Consider the following 18,745-nt stretch of genomic DNA (forward strand, 5'->3'; position numbering starts at 1 on the left):
GATCGGCGCCGACGGCGCCGTCAACGCGAGCAGCCTGATGGTCACGGCTCTGGCGCTGCGCGCGATCGCCGGCGCGGACGGTGCCGAGATGCGCGGTGCCGGCGTGCTGCAACGCACCACATGGATGACGCTTTGCGTGCTGAGCAAGCCTCCCATGGTCGCGTTCATCCTTCTCGAGCCGATGATCCATCGCTGGCGCGCGCTGCCGCGCGCGGCGCGGACCGTGGCGCTGGTCGCCCTGCCCGGGCTCGCGGTATCGCTCGTCTGGATCTGGGCCGTCGATGCCGAGATGGCGGCGTGGCGCCTGACCGAGAGCGGCACCTATCCGACCGAGCACTTCAGGCTCGGATGGAAGCTCGAATTCATGCTGGAGAACCCGCTGCATTTCCCGGCCGCGACGGCGACCACGTTGTGGAACGACGTGTTCGGCTTGTGGCGTCAGACCATCGGGGTGCTCGGCTGGCTCGACACCCATCTCGACCTGTGGGTCTACGTCGCGATCAGCCTGCTGCTGGTCGTGACGGCGCTCGACGCGCCGGCACTCCCGCCGGCGACACGGCTGCGCGTCGCGCTCTGGGGAACGCTGCTGATCGTCGCCTACGGGACGGCCGTCTTCGCCATCCTGTTCATCACCTGGACGCCACCCACCGAGCCGCAGGTCTGGGGCGTTCAGGGCCGTTACTTCGTTCCGGTGCTGCCGGTCGCGGCCCTGGTCCTCGCGACGCTCGGACACCGGCTGCCACGCCGGGTCCTCACCATCGCAGCTATCATCGGAGCCCTGATCGCCGGGCTGGCGACGATCGAGGGCCTCTGGCGGGTGAACTGGGTGCCGTGACTCGGCCCGGCGAATCCGGCCTCGCCATGAGGTGTGATTTGTCCTGTCGAGCATCGACGTCGGAGGGCCTTCGACAGCACGCTTCTCGTCTCGGCCATCACAGACAAATGAGCTAACCTCGACCGTGAGCACGGACTGGCGAGATCTTTCGATATCCACTTTGCATGGCACGCGACCGAGAGGATGAATGATGGCGCGCCGAGCCCATCGTCCCTCATTTCTGGATCCGTCACTGTTCCAGATTGGTCGATCGGATTATGTTCAGCTTTTATGGCTCTGTCTCGTCAGCCTTTTTGGAGCGACGACATCCCCTTCCCCTCGACCTCGACCGAGACCTCGTGGATGAAGCTGTGGCCCTTGGCGACGCGGCGGCCGAGGGCGTCGACGAAGGCCTGGTAGCGCTCGGTGCCGGTGGCCTTCGCGGCCGCCCAGGCGGCGTCCGGGATCGGCGGGTGGCGGTCAGCCAGAACCGCACGAACAGACCGATGGTCTCGCTCGAGACCGCGACGTCGCGCGTCAGCCGCTCGATCGGCCGGCTCAGGCGATCGAGCCGTCGCGCAAAGGCGGCCTCGCGCCGGTCCTCGGCGTCGGGCGACAGAAAGGAGGCAACCGCGGGCGGCATCAGCCGCGCCGTAAGCCGTCTGTCCTCGTAGTAGCGGGCCTTCTTGGCGCGGATCGGCGGCAGGCCGGCGACGAGAACGAGCTCGTCGATGACCGGCAGCTGCATGACTTCACCGGGGGTGGAACGAGTGGATGTTCGCCAGCGCGCGCAGCAACGTGCCCTGAACCAGATCGTCGGCCCGATCCGAATTCCGGCAGAGCGAGATCGCGAAGGCACGCAGACTGGGCACCATCGCGCGCATCGCCTCGCACGCTCAGATCGGACGACTCCGTTCGAGTTGGCTGGCCGGTTTCTGTCGTGTCGGGGCGCGGATGGAGGCGACCGGTCGCGGCATTGGAATCGACGCGGGACCGTCCGCCGTGTCGCGGATGTGCGCGATCGCGCCCGACCGGGCGCGCAACCGCGCCGCATCAGACCGACGGGGCGCCGGAGCCTGGCCGGTGTCGGCGTGACGAAGCCGGACCGCGACGCTTTCGGTTCGGCCGCAGCGGCACTCGAAAAGACCTGCTGCCCCTACTTTTCTGCCGGCCCGGGCTCGTCGACGCGGTCCCCGATCTGAGGATTGTCGTAGAGAACCACGTTCAGCAGCGAGCTGTGGACCTCGATGTGGCCGTTGTAGTCGATGAACCCCAGTTTTCTGAACTTGTTCATGAAATAGCTCACGCGCGAGCGCGTGGTGCCGATCATCTCGGCCAGCGTCTCCTGGCTGATCGCGCCGAGGATGGGTTCCGGTTTCCCTTCCTTGCCGAAATTCGCCAGCAGCAGAAGCAGACGGGCGAGCCGCTTTTCGCTCGAGTTGAAAAGCTGGTCGACGAGGTCGGCCTCGACCCGGATGTTGCGCGAGAGAAGATGCGAGATGAACATTTCGCTGAATGCCGGCTCCTCGCGGAGGAGGCGAATGACCGCCGTCTTGTCCAGCCGCGCGATGACCGCCTCCGACATCGTCGTCACGGTGGAGATGCGAAGCGGCTGCCCGGCCAGGCATCCTTCGCCAAAATACTCTCCGGGCTTGTGAATTGCGACGACGGCTTCCTTGCCCTGCTCGGAGACGACGGCGACCTTCGCGGTGCCGCTCTGCAGATAGAAGACGGAATCTGCAGGATCCCCCTGACGGAAGACCAGCTCTCCGACGCCGTACGACCGAATGGTACGACCGCCATCGACCTTGGCGAGCAACGGAATCGGATCGAACGACGGTTGCTGCTCTGTCGTCAAGACGACACCTGCTGGACGTGCAGCTTCACGAGCGTGCCACAGAAACGCTCACCACGAGCGGGCAGTCGGCCGGGCCGATCGTGAGACAACGCTACGGTCTTTGGGAAGCGTGCACAACCCCTTCCGGTCTCCGGCGCAGGCGCTCGCCTGCATGGTCGCACCGCTCGCCCTGGCGAGGCCACCGTCGGGAGATCGCCCGCCCCCGCTCCCCGCTCTCGGCCCGCGTGCGGACAAAACAATTCGTCCGTTCGAAACCGCTTTGTGGTGTCCACCACCGACAGGGGCGCCGCGATCATGCGATGGTCCACGGCATTCATTCGTGGTGCCCCCATGTCCGCATCGGACAGCCAGCGACAATCGGCCCTGGAATGCCTGCGCTTGGCGGCGGAGTGCACACGATTGGCCGGCGAGACCAGCGATCCGGCCCTGCAATCGTACTTCCATCGCATGGCCGGCACCTGGACGGACGAAGCCGAGCGAGCCTTGCGTGGGGATGCTCGACCGCCGGACTAACGCGGACGGCGGGCCGGCGCCATGGATCGCGGCGCCCTGCCTCGACACGCTCCTCGCGTCATTTGCGGCGACGCTCCGTCGTGTTTCCCGGCGTCGCGGTCGGAGGCGGCGACAGGAAGGCGTCGAAGCGCTCGCGCACGATCGCGTAGCACTCGCAGGAGACCTTCTCCAGCCGGGCGCGATCGAGCAGCTGGATTCGCCCTCGCCGATAGCTGATCAGGCCGGCGTTCTGCAGCGATTGCGCGGCGATCGTCACGGACTTCCGATTCGCTCCGAGCATGTGCGACATGAATTCGTGCGTGTACGGAAGAGCCTGCCCCTCGGCACGATCGTGAATCATGAGGAGCCACCGACACATCCGCTCTTCCGTCGAGTGCAGCGCGTTGCACGCGACCGTCTGCTGCACCTGTGACAGCAGCGTCTCCGAGTCGCTGACGAAGAGATCGCGGACGTGCTCGCTGCGCTGGAACTCCGCCCTCAACCACTCGATCGGGCAGCGGTCCGCACCGCCGGCGAGCTGCACCAGGCATCGGTTGAACGACACGCGGCTGTACATCGCGGCGAAGAGGCCGAAGGCGCCTTCGCTCCCGATGTTGGCGGTCTCGATCGCCGAGCCGTTCTCCAGCACCGTCAACAGCGACAGAACTGCGCCGCGTGGAAAATAGGCGTGATCGAGGACCCACCCGCCTCGCAGACGACCGTGCCGAGCTCGAGCGTCAGGGGCTCGAGATAGGCGTCGACACGGCGCCGGCTGGCCTTCTCGAGCGCACCGAGCAGGCGGTTGCTCCCTGGCTCCTGGTCGGGTCGAAGGATCATGGCTCGCCGGCACGCTCTTGGCTGGGACGGTCCGGCGGACCGTCATCTCGTCGCACCTGATACGAGGTGTTGGTCGCACCTGATAAAGGGCACCCGCCGCCCGGAGCCGTCGCGCATCCGCGGCACAGAGTGCGCGGCTCGGGACAGTTCGAGCGGCGGGGGCAAGTCGGGATCTCACGACAGCCGACTGCGCCGGAGATTGTCCCGGCACGGTCCGCCAAGCCGACCGTCACGGCGCCCGCCGTCATCGGCGCGCGTCCGATCCTGGAGCTAGACGCTAGCTCGTCCAGACGAGGCGTGCTGTATCGTTTTGCTCACGCAGCCTACGTGGAATCGATCATCCGCTGGGCGTCGTGCGCCTAAGCCATCGAGGACGTGCTCAGCGACGGCTCTCCGGCGATTCGTCCGGCACGATGGGCGTTTTGCGCTCCGCGTCGTCGATGACGGACAGCGAGGTCCGCTGCCGTGCTAGCGTCGAGCGGATGGCCGTCGACACGAACACGTCGGCGCGCCGCGCGTTCGACGGGACTTCGCTCGTCATCCAGTGCCATCCGCGCTCGTCGAGGCGGATGCGGTAGCCGCCGCAGAGAAAGCGGGCCGTCGACCACACTCGCCCCAAACCCGTCGATCGGAGCACATCCCGGTCTTGGATCGGGCGCATGCATCGTCCCTCCCGAGGTGGTGACAGATCTTCCTCGCGAGACGACGATAGCGGGCGCCAAATCGTTCGGGTGTTCAGAATTGCTCACATGACCGTCGACCACGGGCCGTCCACCATGGTCAGGCGATGCCGCGGGACTCGGCATCCTTCGGCACGTCCGAGGCGGGATCACGGGCCGATTTCGGCCGCCCGCCGCGCTCTGCCGGCCTTCGCTCTACCGACCATCGTCCGGCGCCTCCCCGTCGATCAGCCTGATCACGGTCGGCGAGGGCAGTGCAATCCAGTGATGCTCGCACGCGACGCGAAGCCCGACTGCGAAGTCGTCGATCGACCACTGGCCGCGCGCCACGAACGCCACCCGCGCCGTGTCGCGCAGCAGGAGGTCGGCGGCGCGCTTCGGGTGTGCCCGAATGACGTCCACGAGGTGCCGCGCCGCCTCTTCGGCTGTTCGTCTCGTGATCATGTCAGTTCCTCCCTGATCGTTTTACGAAAGGCCCGCGCATCATGGGCGCGGCGAGCTCTCGAAGCCCGCGCCGATACGGCGCTCCTCGATCGTTCGTCGTCTGACATGGGGGGCGAGACGATCTCTCACCAGATGCGTCGCGGGCCGAAGCTGTCGGCGATCCGACGACCGTCTGATCAGGATTCGACGTTCACCGGTCCGGAGAGCGCTTGTAATCGCCGGGATCGATCGCCATTATCACGATGTCCATGGGTGGCTGAGCTGCCCGCCACGGATCGCACCCGCCGAGATCCGCCCGGTGCCGCGGACATGCCTGCCGTCATGCAGCACGCCGGTCGCCTGCGACAGGGACGGCGTTCCCGTACAGGGCGCACGGCGCTCTCGTGCACGGCGTTTCTCATCCAGAGGTGGCCCGGCGATGAACGGCACCGTAAAGTGGTTCGACTCGCAGAAGGGTTACGGCTTCATCACGGTGGACGGCGCCGAGACCGAGACCTTCGTTCACAGCGATGCGATCGAGCGCGCCTGCCTCACCGGGCTGCGCGAAGGACAGAAGGTGACCTTCGAGATCGTCACCGATCCCGAGACCGGCAAGACCTGGGCCGAGAGACTGACGGCCCTCGATTGAGGCGCGCGAGCCGGCCGCTCGCTCGACGCTCGCGCTCGTTCCCCGTCACCGACCGGATAGACGATCGCAGGTTTCGTGCGTCGATCACGGCCTGAAAGGCAGACATGACCACACGTCTCTCCCGCACGCTCGCTGCGGGCCGCGTCGCCTCGCCGTGGAACGACGCCGCGCCGGTGCGAGAGGAGCTGTTCGGCGTCGAGCGCCTCGAGCAGCATGCCGAGAGCCTCGCCGAGGCCCAGACGATCACCACGCGCCCCCCGCGGGTTCTGCCGCTGCGGACGCGCCTGGAGGCCGACGCCGGCGCTCTCCTCGCGGCCTATCGTGCGAGCGCGGCGGAGCTCGCCTGCGGTCGCGGCATCGTTCCGGCGGCGGAGTGGCTGCTCGACAACTATCATCTCGTCGAGGATCAGATCCGCGAGATCCGCGAGGACCTGCCGGCCGGCTACTATCGCCAGCTCCCGAAGTTGGCGACCGGCCCGTTCGCCGGCTATCCGCGCGTCTTCGGACTCGCCTGGGCCTACACGGCGCACACCGACAGCCATTTCGATCCTGAGACGCTGCGCCGCTTCATCGTCGCCTATCAGCGGGTGCAGCCGCTGACCATCGGGGAGCTGTGGGCCGTCGCCATCACGCTCCGGATCGTCCTCGTCGAGAACCTGCGACGCCTCTCTGATCAGATCACGGCCGGCCGCGCCGCGCGGGCCGACGCCGACGCGCTGGCAGACCGCCTGCTCACCCCGGGCGGCGCCCGCTCCGCCCTCGATCTCGACATCGCCGCACGGTCGGCGGCGGCCCTGTCCGAGATCTTCGCCGCGCAGCTCGCCAAGCGGCTGCGCGACCAGGACCCGCGCACCACCCCGACCCTCGACTGGCTGGAGGAGCGGCTCCGACTCCAGGGTGTCTCGATCGGCGAAGCGGTGGCGCACGCCCAGCAGCGGCAGGGCGCGTCGAACGTCTCGGTGCGCAACGTGATCACCAGCATGCGGCGGATCTCCGATGTCGACTGGTCCGAGCTGTTCGAGAGCGTCAGCCTCGTCGATGCGCGGCTGCGTGCGGCGAGCGACTTCGCGGCGATGGATTTCCCGACCCGCAACCTGTACCGGAGCGCGATCGAGCTCTTGGCACGCGGATCGACCTGCACCGAGCTCGAGGTCACCGATCACGCGCTCGCTGCCGTGCACCGCGACGCGGTGGATCCGGCCGACGTCGTCGACGTCGAGCGGGCCGGCGATCCGGGCTATCATCTGATCGCCGAAGGCCGTCGGGCGCTCGAGCACACCATCGGGTTCCGGCCGCCGCTGCGTCTGCGGATCAACCGGTTCAACGTGCGACTCGGCATCGGCGGCTATGTCGGCGCCATCCTGCTCGTCACCGCGGTCCTGCTGGCCGGGGCGCTCTGGGTGCTGGCGGCCGACGCCGGCCGGACTCCCCTCCTCCTCGCCGTCCTCGCGCTGGTCGCCGCCCTGCCGGCGAGCGCCGCCGCGGTCGCCGTCGTCGACCGGGCCATCACCTGGAGCTTCGGCGCCGTCACGCTTCCCGGCCTCGGTCTCGCCGACGGCGTGCCGCCGTCGCTCCGCACGCTCGTCGTGATGCCGACGCTGCTGACGAGCGAGGCCGATCTCCTGGAGCAGGTCGAGCGGATGGAGGTCCATCACCTCGCCACCGGCGGCGATCTCACCTTCGCACTCCTGTCGGACGGCATCGACGCCGACAGGGAGGTGGTGGCGCGCGACGCCGTCCTGCTCGCCGCGACAGCCGACGCCGTCGCGACCCTGAACCACCGGCACGGCCCCGGCCCGGACGGCGACCGCTTCCTGCTGCTGCATCGCCGCCGCGTCTACGATCCCGGCCAGGGCAAGTGGATGGGCTGGGAGCGCAAGCGCGGTAAGCTGCACGAGTTGAACCGGCTTCTGCGCGGCGCGAACGACACCACCTTCGTGCCGGTCGGCGGGCGCACGCCGCACGTTCCCGCCGACGTGCGCTACGTGATCACCCTCGATGCCGACACGCGGCTGCCGCGCGACGCGGCGCTGCGGCTGATCGGCAAGATGGCGCATCCGCTCAACCGGCCGAAGTTCGGCGTCGCGGAGCAGCGCGTCGTCGGCGGCTATGCCATCCTTCAGCCGCGCGTCACCCCGTCGCTGCCGGTCGGGCGCGAGGGCTCGCTCTATCAACGCATCGTGTCGGGGCCGGGCGGGATCGACCCTTACGCGGCCGCCGTCTCCGACGTCTATCAGGACCTGTTCGGCGAAGGGTCCTACACGGGCAAGGGCATCTACGACGTCGATGCGTTCGAGGCCGCCCTCGCCGGCCGCGTGCCCGACGACACGATGCTCAGCCACGACCTGTTCGAGGGCATCTTCGCGCGCGCCGGCCTCGCCTCCGACGTCGAGGTAGTCGAGGACTTCCCGTCCCGCTACGACGTCGCCGCCAAGCGGCAGCACCGCTGGATCCGCGGCGACTGGCAGCTCCTCCCCTGGATCGTCGGCCGACTCGCCGGCGTGCGCGCCGTGCCGGCGGTCGGGCGGTGGAAGATGCTGGACAATCTGCGCCGCTCGCTGCTCGCGCCGTTCACGCTCGCCGCCTTCGGCGCCGCCTGGCTGCTGCCGTTGCCCGCCGCCGCGACCGCGACCGTGATGCTGCTCGCCGCCGTCGCCGCGCCGGCGTTTCTGCCCACCGCCTTCGCGGTGCTGCCGCGCCGCAGCGGCATTCGGCTCCGTAATCACGTGAGCTCGCTCGCCGGCGATCTGCGCCTCGCCGCACTTCAGACCGCCATGACGGTCGTGCTCGTCGCCGACCAGGCGTGGCGGGCGGGCGACGCGATCGGGCGGACGCTGGTCCGCTTGCTGATCACTAAACGCAATCTGCTCGAATGGACGACGGCCGCGCAGTCGACCGGCAGACCGCGCCTCGGCGTCCGCGGCTTCTATCACGACATGGCGGGTGGCACGGCGCTCGGAGCCGCGGCCGCGGCCGGCACCGTCCTGGTCGCGCCGTCGTCGTGGCCGCTGGCGTTGCCCTTCGGGCTCCTGTGGCTCGCCGCGCCGGCGCTGGCGGAACGCGCCAGCCGGTCGCCCCGCATCGCCGGGCGGGCCGCCGCCTCCGATCGGGACGCGCAGGCGCTGCGCCTCGTGGCGCGGCGGACCTGGCGGTTCTTCGAGACCTTCGTGACGCCGGACGACGGCATGCTGCCGCCGGACAACTTTCAGGAGGATCCGAGGCCGGTCGTCGCCCACCGCACCTCGCCGACCAACATGGGCCTCTATCTGCTCTCCGCCGTCGCGGCGCGCGACCTCGGCTGGGCCGGTACCACCGAGACGGTCGCGCGGCTGGAGGCGACGCTCGCTGCCATGCAGGCGCTGCCACGCTTCCGTGGACACTTCTACAACTGGTACGGCACGCGCGACGGCCGGGTGCTCGAGCCGGCCTATGTCTCGTCGGTCGACAGCGGCAATCTCGCCGGCTACCTGCTCACGCTCGCCAATGCGTGCGAGGAGTGGATCGACGCCGGACAGGTGCCGGATGCGCGCAGCGGCTTGCGCGATCACCTCCGTCTGGCGCGCGAGGCGGCCGGGTCGCTGTCCGCGACGGCCAGCGAGGCCGGACGGCATCTCCTCGCCGCGCTCGACGAGATCGACGCCCAGCTCGAGGGCGGGCAGACGATCGAAGCGGCATCACCCGCCCTGAAGCGGCTCGCCGAGAAGGCCGCCCGCATGGCCGGCGCGCTGGTGCCGGTCGGAACGAGCGGCGACACGCCGGATCTGGTGTTCTGGATCGAGGCGCTGATCAGGTCGGTGCCCGAGCACGAACGCGACCGGACCGACGACGACGCCCGTCAGGCTCTCGACGCCCGCCTCGGAGCACTCGCCGACACGGCGCGAACAATGGCGATGGCGATGGATTTCGCCTTTCTGGTCGATCCCGACCGCAAGCTCCTGTCGATCGGCTATTCGGTGGCCGACCGCCGGCTGGATCCTGGCTGCTACGACCTGCTCGCCTCGGAGGCGCGGCTCGCCAGCCTGTTCGCCGTCGCCAAGGGCGATGTCCCGACCCGCCACTGGTTCCGCCTCGGCCGCACCGCGACACCGCTCGGCAACGGATCGGCGCTCGTGTCCTGGTCGGGCTCGATGTTCGAGTATCTGATGCCGGCGCTGGTGATGCGGGCGCCGACCGGCAGCCTGCTCGAGCAGACCAGCCGCCTCGTGGTGGCGCGCCAGCAGGCTTACGGGCGCTCGCTCGGCGTCCCATGGGGCATCTCGGAATCCGCCTACAACGCCCGCGACGCCGAGTTCACCTACCAGTACTCCAATTTCGGCGTCCCCGGCCTCGGCCTGAAGCGCGGCCTCTCCGACGACGTGGTGATCGCGCCCTACGCGACCGGGCTCGCGACCATGGTGGATCCACACGGCGCCTGTGACAACTACGCGCGGATCGCCGCGATGGGCGGGCGCGGCCGCTACGGCTTCTACGAGGCGCTCGACTTCACCCCGTCGCGCCTGCCCGAGGGCGAGCGCGTCGCCATCGTCCGCACCGTCATGGCCCATCACCAGGGCATGACCATCGTGGCGATCGCCAACACGGTGCAGGGCGGCCGCATGCGGGCCCGCTTCCACCGCGAGCCGATGATTCAGGCGAGCGAGCTGCTGCTCCAGGAGCGCATGCCGCGCGAGGTGGTGGTGGCGCGTCCGCGCGTCGAGGAGCTGAACCCCACGACGTTGCAGAGCGGCGCCGCGGCACCGATGGTGCGCCGCGTGTCGGCGTCGGCCGGCGATGCCCCGATCACCCATCTCCTCTCCAACGGCCGCTACAGCGTGATGCTGACGGCCGCCGGCTCTGGCTACAGCCGCTGGCGCGACATCGCCGTGACGCGCTGGCGCGAGGACGCGACCCTCGACGACTGGGGCTCCTACATCGTCCTGCGCGACGTGCGCAGCGGGCGCGTCTGGTCGCCCGGCGCGCAGCCGATCGGGACAGCCGGAGACAGCGACGTCGTGTTCGGCGAGGATCACGCCGCGTTCGTCCGCCACGACGGCACCCTGACGACCACCATGGAGGTGCTGGTCTCGGGCGAACACGACGGCGAGGTCCGCCGCGTCACGCTGACCAACAACGGACGCCAGGCGTGCGACATCGAGCTCACCTCCTATGCCGAGGTGGTGCTGACGACGCCGGCCGCCGACGCGGCGCATCCGGCCTTCGCCAAGCTGTTCGTCGAGACCGAGCACGTCGCCGAGTTCGGCGCGCTCGTCGCCACGCGCCGGCCGCGCGCGCATGGCGAGCCACAGGTGTTCGCCGCACATTTCGCCGTGGTGGAGGGCGAGATCGCCGCCGATCCGCAATACGAGACGGATCGGGCCCGCTTCGTCGGTCGCGGCCGCACCGTCGCCACAGCGGCCGGATTCCGCGACGCCCGGCGGCTGTCCAACACGGTCGGCACCGTGCTCGATCCGGTCTTCGCGCTGCGCCAACGGGTCGTGGTTCCGCCCGGGCGGTCGGCGCGGGTGTCGTTCTGGACCGTCGTCGCATCGTCGCGGGCCGAGCTGCTCGACCTCGTCGATACGCTGCACGACCGCAACGCCTACGATCGCGCCCGGACGCTCGCCTGGACGCAGGCCCAGGTCCAGCTTCGCCACCTCGGCATCGACGCCGAGGAGGCCGCCGACTTCCAGGGCCTCGCGGCGCCGATCCTCTATGCCGACCGGCGGTTCCGGGCGGCCCCGGAGACGATCCTGCGCGGGGCGGGCTCCCAGGCCGGCCTGTGGCCGCTCGCCATCTCGGGAGACCTACCGATCGTCCTCCTGCGCATCGACGATGTCGAGGACATCGCCCAGGTCCGCCAGCTCCTGCGGGCGCACGAATACTGGCGCATCAAGCGGCTCGCCGTCGATCTCGTCATCGTCAACGAGCACGCCTCGTCCTATCTGCAGGATCTGCAGGTCGCGATCGAGACCGCGGTGCGCAGCAGCCAGACCCGACCGCGGCTCGGCGACGCGCTCGCACAGGGGTCCGTCCACACGCTGCGCGCCGACCTGATGAGCCGCGAGGCAAGGGCGCTTCTCCAGTCGGTCGCCCGCGTCGTGCTGGTGGCACGCCGCGGGTCGATCGCCACCCAGATCGCACGCCTGCCGGTGCCGCCGCGCCGTGCCCAGGCCGAGCCGAGGCGCGAGCCGTCGCTGCCGCCGCGGCCCTCGCATCTGCGGGTGCCAACGAACCTCGAGCTGTTCAACGGCCTCGGCGGCTTCGACCGGGACGGCCGCGAATACGTGATCGTGCTCGACGGCGGTCGGACGACGCCGGCGCCGTGGATCAACGTGATCGCCAACTCGGGCTTCGGCTTCCAGGTGGCGGCGGAGGGCACCGGCTTCACCTTCGCCGAGAACAGCCGCGAGAACCAGCTGACGCCGTGGTCGAACGATCCGGTCGCCGACCCGACCGGCGAGGCGATCTTCATTCGCGACGAGGACACCGGCGAGCTGTGGTGCCCGACGGCGCGGCCGATCGACGACGGCGGCACCTATCTGGCGCGCCACGGCTGGGGCTACAGCCGGTTCGAGCATCACGCCGGCGGCATCGCGTCCGATCTGATCCACTACGTGCCGCTCGTCGATCCGGTCAAGATCTCGCGGCTGACGCTGCGAAACGTCTCGGGGCGGCCGCGCCGGCTGTCGGTCACGCGCTATGCCGAGTGGGTGCTGGGCGCCTCGCGGTCGGCGTCGGCGCCGTTCGTCACCACCGAGCTCGACCGCGAGACCGGCGCCATCCTGGCCCGCAATCCGTGGAGCATCGCGTTCGCCGGCTGCGTCGCCTTCGCCGACATGGCCGGCCTTCAGACCGCCTGGACGGCGGACCGGACCGAGTTCATCGGCCGCGAGGGCTCGCTCGCGTCGCCGGCGGCACTCGTCGGCCGCAGGCCGCTGTTGCGCACCACCGGGGCCGGCCTCGATCCGTGCGCCGTCCAGCAGCGCATCGTCGATCTCGCGCCGGGCGCGACCGTCGAGATCGCGATGATCCTCGGCCAGTGCGCGAGTGCCGAAGCGGCCCGGGCGCTGATCGGCCGCTGCCGCAGCGCGGATCTCGACGCGATGCTGGCCGAGGTGACGGCGGATTGGGAGACGCGGCTGCGGGCCGTGCAGGTGAAGACGCCCGACCGCGCCATGGACCTCATGCTGAACGGCTGGCTGCTCTACCAGACCATCGCCTGCCGCATCCGGGCCCGCTCGGGCTTCTATCAGGCGAGCGGCGCCTACGGATTTCGTGATCAGCTCCAGGACAGCATGGCGCTGACCTTCGCCGAGCCGGGCGCGATGCGCAGCCACCTCCTGCGCGTCGCGTCGCGGCAGTTCGTCGAGGGCGACGTCCAGCATTGGTGGCTGCCGACCACGGGCCTCGGTGTGCGCACCCGCATCTCCGACGACCGCGCCTGGCTCGCCTTCGCCACGGCGACCTATGTGGCATGGTCGCACGACACCGGCGTGCTCGACGAGGCGGTGCCATTCCTCGAAGGGCCGATGCTCGCGCCCGGCCAGCACGACGCGCTGTTCCAGCCCACCATCGGCGACGCGCCGGCCTCGCTGTTCGAGCACTGCGCCCGCGCGCTCGATCAGAGCGTCGCCCTCACCGGCGCCCACGGCCTGCCGCTGATCGGCAGCGGCGACTGGAACGACGGCATGAACCGGGTCGGCCACGAGGGTCGCGGCGAGAGCGTGTGGCTCGGCTGGCTCCTGGTGCGCGCCATCGCCCTGTTCGCGCCGCTCGCCAAGAACCGCGACGCCGACCGGGCGCGGCGCTGGACCGCGCATGCGGAGACGGTTCGCGTGGCGATCGAGCGCGAGGCATGGGACGGCGCCTGGTATCGCCGCGCCACCTTCGACGACGGCACCTGGCTCGGCTCCGAGCACGGCGACGAATGTCGGATCGATTCCATCGCCCAGTCCTGGGCGGTGCTGTCGGGCGCCGCCGACCCGGCCCGGGCCGCGACCGCGATGACGTCGCTGGACGCGCATCTCCTGCGCCGCCACGACGGCCTCGCACTCCTGTTTACCCCGCCCTTCGATAAAACGGCGCGCGACCCCGGTTACATCAAGGGCTACCCGCCGGGCCTGCGCGAGAACGGCGGCCAGTACAGCCACGCCGCCATGTGGGCGATCCTCGCTTTCGCGCGGCTGGGCGACGGCGACACGGCGGCCGACCTTTTCGCCATGCTCAATCCGATCAATCATGCCCGCACGCCGGGCGCGGTCGCCGGCTACAAGGTCGAGCCCTATGTGGTGGCCGGCGACGTCTACTCGGTGGCGCCGCATGTCGGGCGCGGCGGCTGGAGCTGGTACACGGGCGCGGCCGGCTGGATGTACCGGGCGGGCGTAGAGGGGATTCTCGGGTTGCGCCGGGAGGGTGCCGAGCTCGTCGTCGAACCCTGCCTGCCGACGCGCTGGCCGGGCTTCGAGGCACGGGTGACGGTCGGGTCGACCCGTTACGAGATCCGGGTCGAGGCGGCGCCGCCCGGTGCCCCGGCGCAGGCTTCGCTCGACGGCGTCGTCATGGAGCGACGGGGAAGGCCGGTTCGCGTCCCCTTGGACGGGTATCCACATGCGCTTCGAATCGCCGTCACGACATCAATCGATAGACAGGGATCTCGGCAACGGTCCGGAGAAGGGGAAGGACTCGATCCGCTCGTGATCGAGTGACGGTCGAGATCCCGTGCAGACCAGGGGGCATCCAAGGAGGCGCGGTGACGTCGAGCCAAGTGCTGCCAGTCGCAATCATCGTGGCGATGATGGCATCGTTCGTATGGGGCAGGCTCCGGTACGACCTGACCGCCCTGGTCGGACTCCTGGTCGCCGTCGTGTTGGGCGTCGTGCCCCTCGAGGACGCGTTCGACGGCTTCAGCGACCAGGTCGTCGTCATCGTCGGCTCAGCCCTGGTGGTCAGCGCCGGAATCGCCAAGTCGGGGGTGATCGGAAGAACGATCAGGGCTGTCGAGCCGCGCATGACGACGCCCGGGTTGCGCGTGGCATTCCTGACATCGGCGGTCGCCGTCCTGTCGTCGTTCGTGAAGAACATCGGCTCGCTGGCGATCTTCCTGCCGATCGCCCTCCAGATCGCTCGCCGAAGTGGAACCTCCCCGTCGATCCTCCTGATGCCGATGGCGTTCGGATCGCTGATCGGGGGCCTCGTGACCCTGGTCGGGACATCACCCAACATCCTCGTGTCGCGGGTCCGCGAGGAGGTCTCCGGCCGTCCTTTCGGGATGTTCGATTTCGCTCCCGTGGGGCTCGCGATCCTGGGAGCCGGCCTGCTGTTCCTGTCGTTCGGATGGCGTCTCCTGCCCCGCGGTCGGACCAGTCGCGGAATCCCCGAGGACGCCTTCTCGATCGCCGGGTATGTCGTGGAGGCGACGCTCGGCCGAAACTCTCGGCTCGCCGGCAAGACCGTCGCCGACCTCGAGACGGCATCAGATGGCGCCGTGACCGTGATTGCGGTCGTCCGCGAGCACGGTCGGCGCCGCTACATCCCGGCTGGTCACTGGACCTTGTTCCAGGACGACATTCTCGTCCTTCAGGGCGAAGCGCACAGACTGCGTGACTTCGCCGACGACGCCGGCCTGAACCTCGTCGGGACACGGACGATACCAACCCCGCGGCTCGCCCCCGCGGAGATCGGCGTCGTCGAGGCTGTCGTGATGGCAGGATCCAAGCTCGTCGGGGAGACATCGGCCGGGCTGCAGTTGCGTGACCGTTACGGCATGAACCTCGTCGCGATCAGTCGGCCGGGAACGCCGAGCGACGCCCGATTGGGGAACATCGAGTTCCGGCCCGGAGACGTCCTGATTCTCCAGGGCAGCACGACGACGACTCCCGCGATCCTGCGCGATCTCGGATGCCTCCCGCTCGTCGACAGAGAGACCGGCTTGGGAACGCCCCGCAACGACTATCTGCCCCTCGTCGTGCTCGCCGCCACGATTCTCGTGATCGCGGCGAGTCTCGTTCCGGTCACGGTGGCGTTCTTCGGGGCCGCGGTCGTCATGATCGCCTCCCGAGTGCTGTCGCTGGCCGAGGCCTACGATTCGATCGACGTCCCGGTTCTCGTTCTCCTCGCCTGCATGATTCCCATCAGCGACGCCGTAAACAGAACCGGAGGAGCCGAGCTCATGGCCACGGGGCTGGCGGACTTGGCCGGTGGGCTGCCCCCCAGCGGGGTGATCGCGCTCGTGATGATCGCCGCCATGGCCGTGACGCCGGTCCTCAACAACGCCGCCACGGTCCTCATCATGGCACCCGTCGCCGCCGGTATCGGACACAAGCTCGGGGTGACGGCAGACCCGTTGCTGATGGCCGTGGCGATCGGCGCCGCATGCGATTTCCTCACGCCTATTGGGCATCAGTGCAATACACTGGTGTTCGGCCCCGGCGGATATCGATTCGGCGATTACGCCCGCCTCGGGCTGCCGCTTTCGCTCATCGTCCTCTGCGTCGGGTCGTTCCTGATACCCCTTGTCTGGTCGTTCTGATCAGACGGCCGACGACGAGCCGGCGACAGGCCGCCGCGGAGCTTCCGGCGGACGATCGATCATGTGGCGTTCACCAGCCGCGACGCGACCGACGTGAGCAGAATGGCGTAGGCGCGGTCGACGATCGTGTCCAGCGACGGGGTCTTGGCGAACATCGCCCGGGCCTCGGCCAGCAGCTCGTCGCGGCCGGGAACATGCGGCAGGTCGAGGCTCGCGAGCATCTCGGAGGCACGGTGCTGCGCCGCGGCGACGCTGGCTCGAAACGCCGCCAGGTCGGGGCCGTGCAGCGCCGTCGCGGCCGCGGCCGCGATGCGCTCGACGTTGAAGCGGGCGGCGAGCTGCTCGGCCGCCTGGTTCACCACCTTGGTGCCGAGCCGCTGCTCGTTGCGGAGCACCTCGGCCGGCGGCGTCTTCAGGCCCCACACGAGGCCGAGCCGGGACAGGCCGAGGAGGATGTAGTAGGTCGGGTCGATCTCCCACCAGCGGAACCCCTGGCGCGCACTGCTCTGATAGGCGTGGTGGTTGTTGTGCCATCCTTCGCCCATGGTCATGATCGCAAGTACCCAATTGTTGCGCGACTCGTCGCCGGTGACGAAGCGCTTCTTGCCGCGCACATGGGCGAGCGAGTTGATGCAGAAGGTCGCGTGATAGACGGCCACGGTGCTCCAGAAGAAGCCGACCACCAGCCCCGGCCACCCGGCCACCAGGAAGCAGAGCACGGCCAGCCCCACGGCCGGCACCAGTTCGAAGCGGTGCAGCCACATCAACTCCGGGAAGCGGGCGAAGTCGGCGATCTTCGAGAGGTCGGTGTCGTCGTGCCGGCGGGCGAAGATCCAGCCGACGTGACTGTACAGGAAGCCGCTCCGCACCGGCGAGTGCACGTCCTGCTCGGTGTCGGAATACAGGTGGTGATGCCGGTGCTTGGCGGCCCACCACAGGACGCTGCGCTGTGCCGAGCTCTGCGCCAGCACGGCGAGGGCGAGCTGGACCGGCCGGCTGGTCGAGAAGGCGCGGTGCGAGAAGTAGCGGTGATAGCCGGCGCCGATGCCGAACATCCGCAGCCAGTACAGGCCGATGCCCAGGATCACCGCCTCGACGGTGACGCCGGTCCAGATCGCGGCGAAGCACGCCAGATGGACGAGCAGGAACGGAATAGTGGACGGATAGACGATGTCGTCGTGCTCGGCTCTGCGGTCGATTTGAATCGGCAACGGAGGTGCTCCAGGGGTGAGGGGGTGGTGGCGAACGCCGGGTCGCGCCGGGTCGCTCGGACGGTCGAAGATCGGCCGGTCGAAGAGGAGACGCTCGTCACCGACCGACGAGGGTGGGCGGAGATGCACCGCAGACGGACCGATTCTCGTGTCGGCGATGTGGCCTAAAGGCCTACGCGCTCGACGATGTTATCATGCCGCGGCCGGCCCGGCCGGTTCTGTTCCATATTGCTCATGCGCCAGCGGTCGGTCGGTGGTCGTACGAGCCGCCGGTGCTGCGCGTCATCCGGCACCGGCCCGCGACGGCGAGACGACCGGCTCCTCCCTCACCACGACCTCCACGATCATCGCGACGAGCGCATCGGCGGGGCCGCCGAACGTGCCCGCCACCGGAACTGCCTGGCGGATGTCGCGCGCCACTGCGACCGGGATCAGGTTCGCGCCGCCGATGTTGCGGTTGGTCGGGTCGAACGTCACCCAGCCGGCGCCGGGAAGGTAGATCTCCGCCCAGGCATGGGTGGTCGAGGCGCTCGCGCGCGGCGTCATCGCCGCCGCCGCGCCGTCGCCGACCGGGTCGTGCAGATAGCCCGACACGGCGCGCGCGCCGAAGCCGAGCCGCCGCGCCGCCTCGATGAGCAGGGTTGCGAGGTCGCGGCACGATCCCGACCCACGGTCGAGGGTCTCGCCCGGCGGCCGCGTTCCCTCCTCGTCGCGTGTCTCGTATGCGATCGCGGACGACACGCCGGCCGCGAGGTCCTTCAGCAGACTCAGGGTGTCGGTCGGATCGCTGCGCACGAAGCCCCGCGCCCAGCGCCCCAGACGGCCGTCTGGGTCGTCGTGCTGCGGCACCGTGAAGGGACCGAGGTCCAGCCACTCCTCGTCGGCGTATCTGAACGGGTAGGACGTCGCCGAGGCCGCGATGGCGAAAACCGGCCAGGCGGCGACGTCGAGCCGCACGGTCGCGACGCTGTCGACGACGAGCCGGTCGGTCGCGGCCGCGAATGTCGCGGTCGCCACGGTGTTGCCGAGGACGTCCTGGGCCCAGCCGATCGACGCGTCGGGGCTCACCTCGAGCGCGTAGTCGACGAAACGCAACTCGTGGCTCTCGCGCGGCCGCATCATCAGCCGGTGCGGCCACAGCGTCACGGGCACACGATAGTCGTAGGTCGTCCGATGGCGGATGCGGAGATCGACCAAGCGTCACTCCCGTCGCGATGGGCGCCGCGATCGGCAGCGCGCTGAGCTCGGCGCAGTCACACCGCCTTTGTGCGATC

Annotated in this window: 12 protein-coding genes and 2 pseudogenes; 5 read left to right on the forward strand and 9 right to left on the reverse strand. The window is 69.5% G+C overall.

Annotated features, from left to right (window positions below):
- A partial coding sequence (locus ABTU92_RS28015) for a DUF2142 domain-containing protein (RefSeq protein WP_408094862.1) occupies positions 1–835 on the forward strand: 835 nt, incomplete at its 5' end.
- A gap of 257 nt (positions 836–1,092) precedes the next feature.
- Positions 1,093–1,488 carry a hypothetical protein gene (locus ABTU92_RS28020; protein ID WP_408094886.1) on the forward strand — a complete coding sequence of 132 codons (396 nt, stop codon included), beginning with the start codon at positions 1,093–1,095 and terminating at the stop codon, positions 1,486–1,488.
- 17 nt (positions 1,489–1,505) lie between these two features.
- On the opposite strand, the pseudogene ABTU92_RS28025 reads toward ABTU92_RS28020, so the two are convergent.
- The 7 genes and pseudogenes from ABTU92_RS28025 to ABTU92_RS28055 form a co-directional block, all read right to left on the reverse strand.
- A pseudogene (locus ABTU92_RS28025) lies at positions 1,506–1,562 on the reverse strand (hypothetical protein); the annotation flags it as partial.
- Between the two features lie 10 nt (positions 1,563–1,572).
- Positions 1,573–1,698: pseudogene (locus ABTU92_RS28030) on the reverse strand (sigma factor); the annotation flags it as partial.
- 272 nt (positions 1,699–1,970) lie between these two features.
- A complete protein-coding gene (locus ABTU92_RS28035; RefSeq protein ID WP_408094863.1) occupies positions 1,971–2,672 on the reverse strand; it encodes a Crp/Fnr family transcriptional regulator in 702 nt (233 codons plus the stop codon).
- 571 nt (positions 2,673–3,243) lie between these two features.
- Entirely contained in the window at positions 3,244–3,813 is a 570-nt protein-coding gene (locus tag ABTU92_RS28040) for a Crp/Fnr family transcriptional regulator (RefSeq protein ID WP_408094885.1), read from the reverse strand.
- Positions 3,814–3,815: 2 nt separating this feature from the next.
- Entirely contained in the window at positions 3,816–4,001 is a 186-nt protein-coding gene (locus ABTU92_RS28045) for a hypothetical protein (protein ID WP_408094864.1), read from the reverse strand.
- Positions 4,002–4,380: 379 nt separating this feature from the next.
- Positions 4,381–4,662: a hypothetical protein gene (locus tag ABTU92_RS28050; protein ID WP_408094865.1), complete on the reverse strand. Its 282-nt coding sequence runs from the start codon at positions 4,660–4,662 to the stop codon at positions 4,381–4,383.
- A 214-nt stretch (positions 4,663–4,876) separates the two neighbouring features.
- Positions 4,877–5,125: a hypothetical protein gene (locus ABTU92_RS28055; RefSeq protein ID WP_408094866.1), complete on the reverse strand. Its 249-nt coding sequence runs from the start codon at positions 5,123–5,125 to the stop codon at positions 4,877–4,879.
- A gap of 418 nt (positions 5,126–5,543) precedes the next feature.
- Between ABTU92_RS28055 and ABTU92_RS28060 the strand changes: the two genes are divergently transcribed.
- From ABTU92_RS28060 to ABTU92_RS28070, 3 genes are all read left to right on the forward strand, one after another.
- Entirely contained in the window at positions 5,544–5,753 is a 210-nt protein-coding gene (locus ABTU92_RS28060; RefSeq protein ID WP_408094867.1) for a cold-shock protein, read from the forward strand.
- Positions 5,754–5,857: 104 nt separating this feature from the next.
- Positions 5,858–14,437 carry a GH36-type glycosyl hydrolase domain-containing protein gene (locus ABTU92_RS28065; protein WP_408094868.1) on the forward strand — a complete coding sequence of 2,860 codons (8,580 nt, stop codon included), beginning with the start codon at positions 5,858–5,860 and terminating at the stop codon, positions 14,435–14,437.
- A 44-nt stretch (positions 14,438–14,481) separates the two neighbouring features.
- Entirely contained in the window at positions 14,482–16,260 is a 1,779-nt protein-coding gene (locus ABTU92_RS28070; protein ID WP_408094869.1) for an SLC13 family permease, read from the forward strand.
- Positions 16,261–16,319: 59 nt separating this feature from the next.
- On the opposite strand, the gene ABTU92_RS28075 is transcribed toward ABTU92_RS28070, so the two are convergent.
- Positions 16,320–17,471 (reverse strand): acyl-CoA desaturase, encoded by a 1,152-nt coding sequence (locus tag ABTU92_RS28075; RefSeq protein WP_408094870.1) that lies wholly within the window; start codon positions 17,469–17,471, stop codon positions 16,320–16,322.
- 282 nt (positions 17,472–17,753) lie between these two features.
- The gene (locus ABTU92_RS28080) at positions 17,754–18,668 is read right to left on the reverse strand and encodes a transglutaminase N-terminal domain-containing protein (RefSeq protein WP_408094871.1); all 915 of its coding nucleotides are present in this window, start codon (positions 18,666–18,668) and stop codon (positions 17,754–17,756) included.
- Positions 18,669–18,745: the final 77 nt, after the last annotated feature.

The organism is Rhodoplanes sp. SY1 (genome assembly GCF_046000175.1).
In the GTDB taxonomy this organism is placed as follows: domain Bacteria; phylum Pseudomonadota; class Alphaproteobacteria; order Rhizobiales; family Xanthobacteraceae; genus Rhodoplanes.

Coding starts and splice junctions, on each gene's coding strand:
- ABTU92_RS28020 (WP_408094886.1), top strand. CDS start 1,093: ATGTTCAGCTTTTATGGCTCTGTCTCGTCAGCCTTTTTGGAGCGACGA.
- ABTU92_RS28045 (WP_408094864.1), bottom strand. CDS start 4,001: ATGATCCTTCGACCCGACCAGGAGCCAGGGAGCAACCGCCTGCTCGGT.
- ABTU92_RS28050 (WP_408094865.1), bottom strand. CDS start 4,662: ATGCGCCCGATCCAAGACCGGGATGTGCTCCGATCGACGGGTTTGGGG.
- ABTU92_RS28055 (WP_408094866.1), bottom strand. CDS start 5,125: ATGATCACGAGACGAACAGCCGAAGAGGCGGCGCGGCACCTCGTGGAC.
- ABTU92_RS28060 (WP_408094867.1), top strand. CDS start 5,544: ATGAACGGCACCGTAAAGTGGTTCGACTCGCAGAAGGGTTACGGCTTC.
- ABTU92_RS28065 (WP_408094868.1), top strand. CDS start 5,858: ATGACCACACGTCTCTCCCGCACGCTCGCTGCGGGCCGCGTCGCCTCG.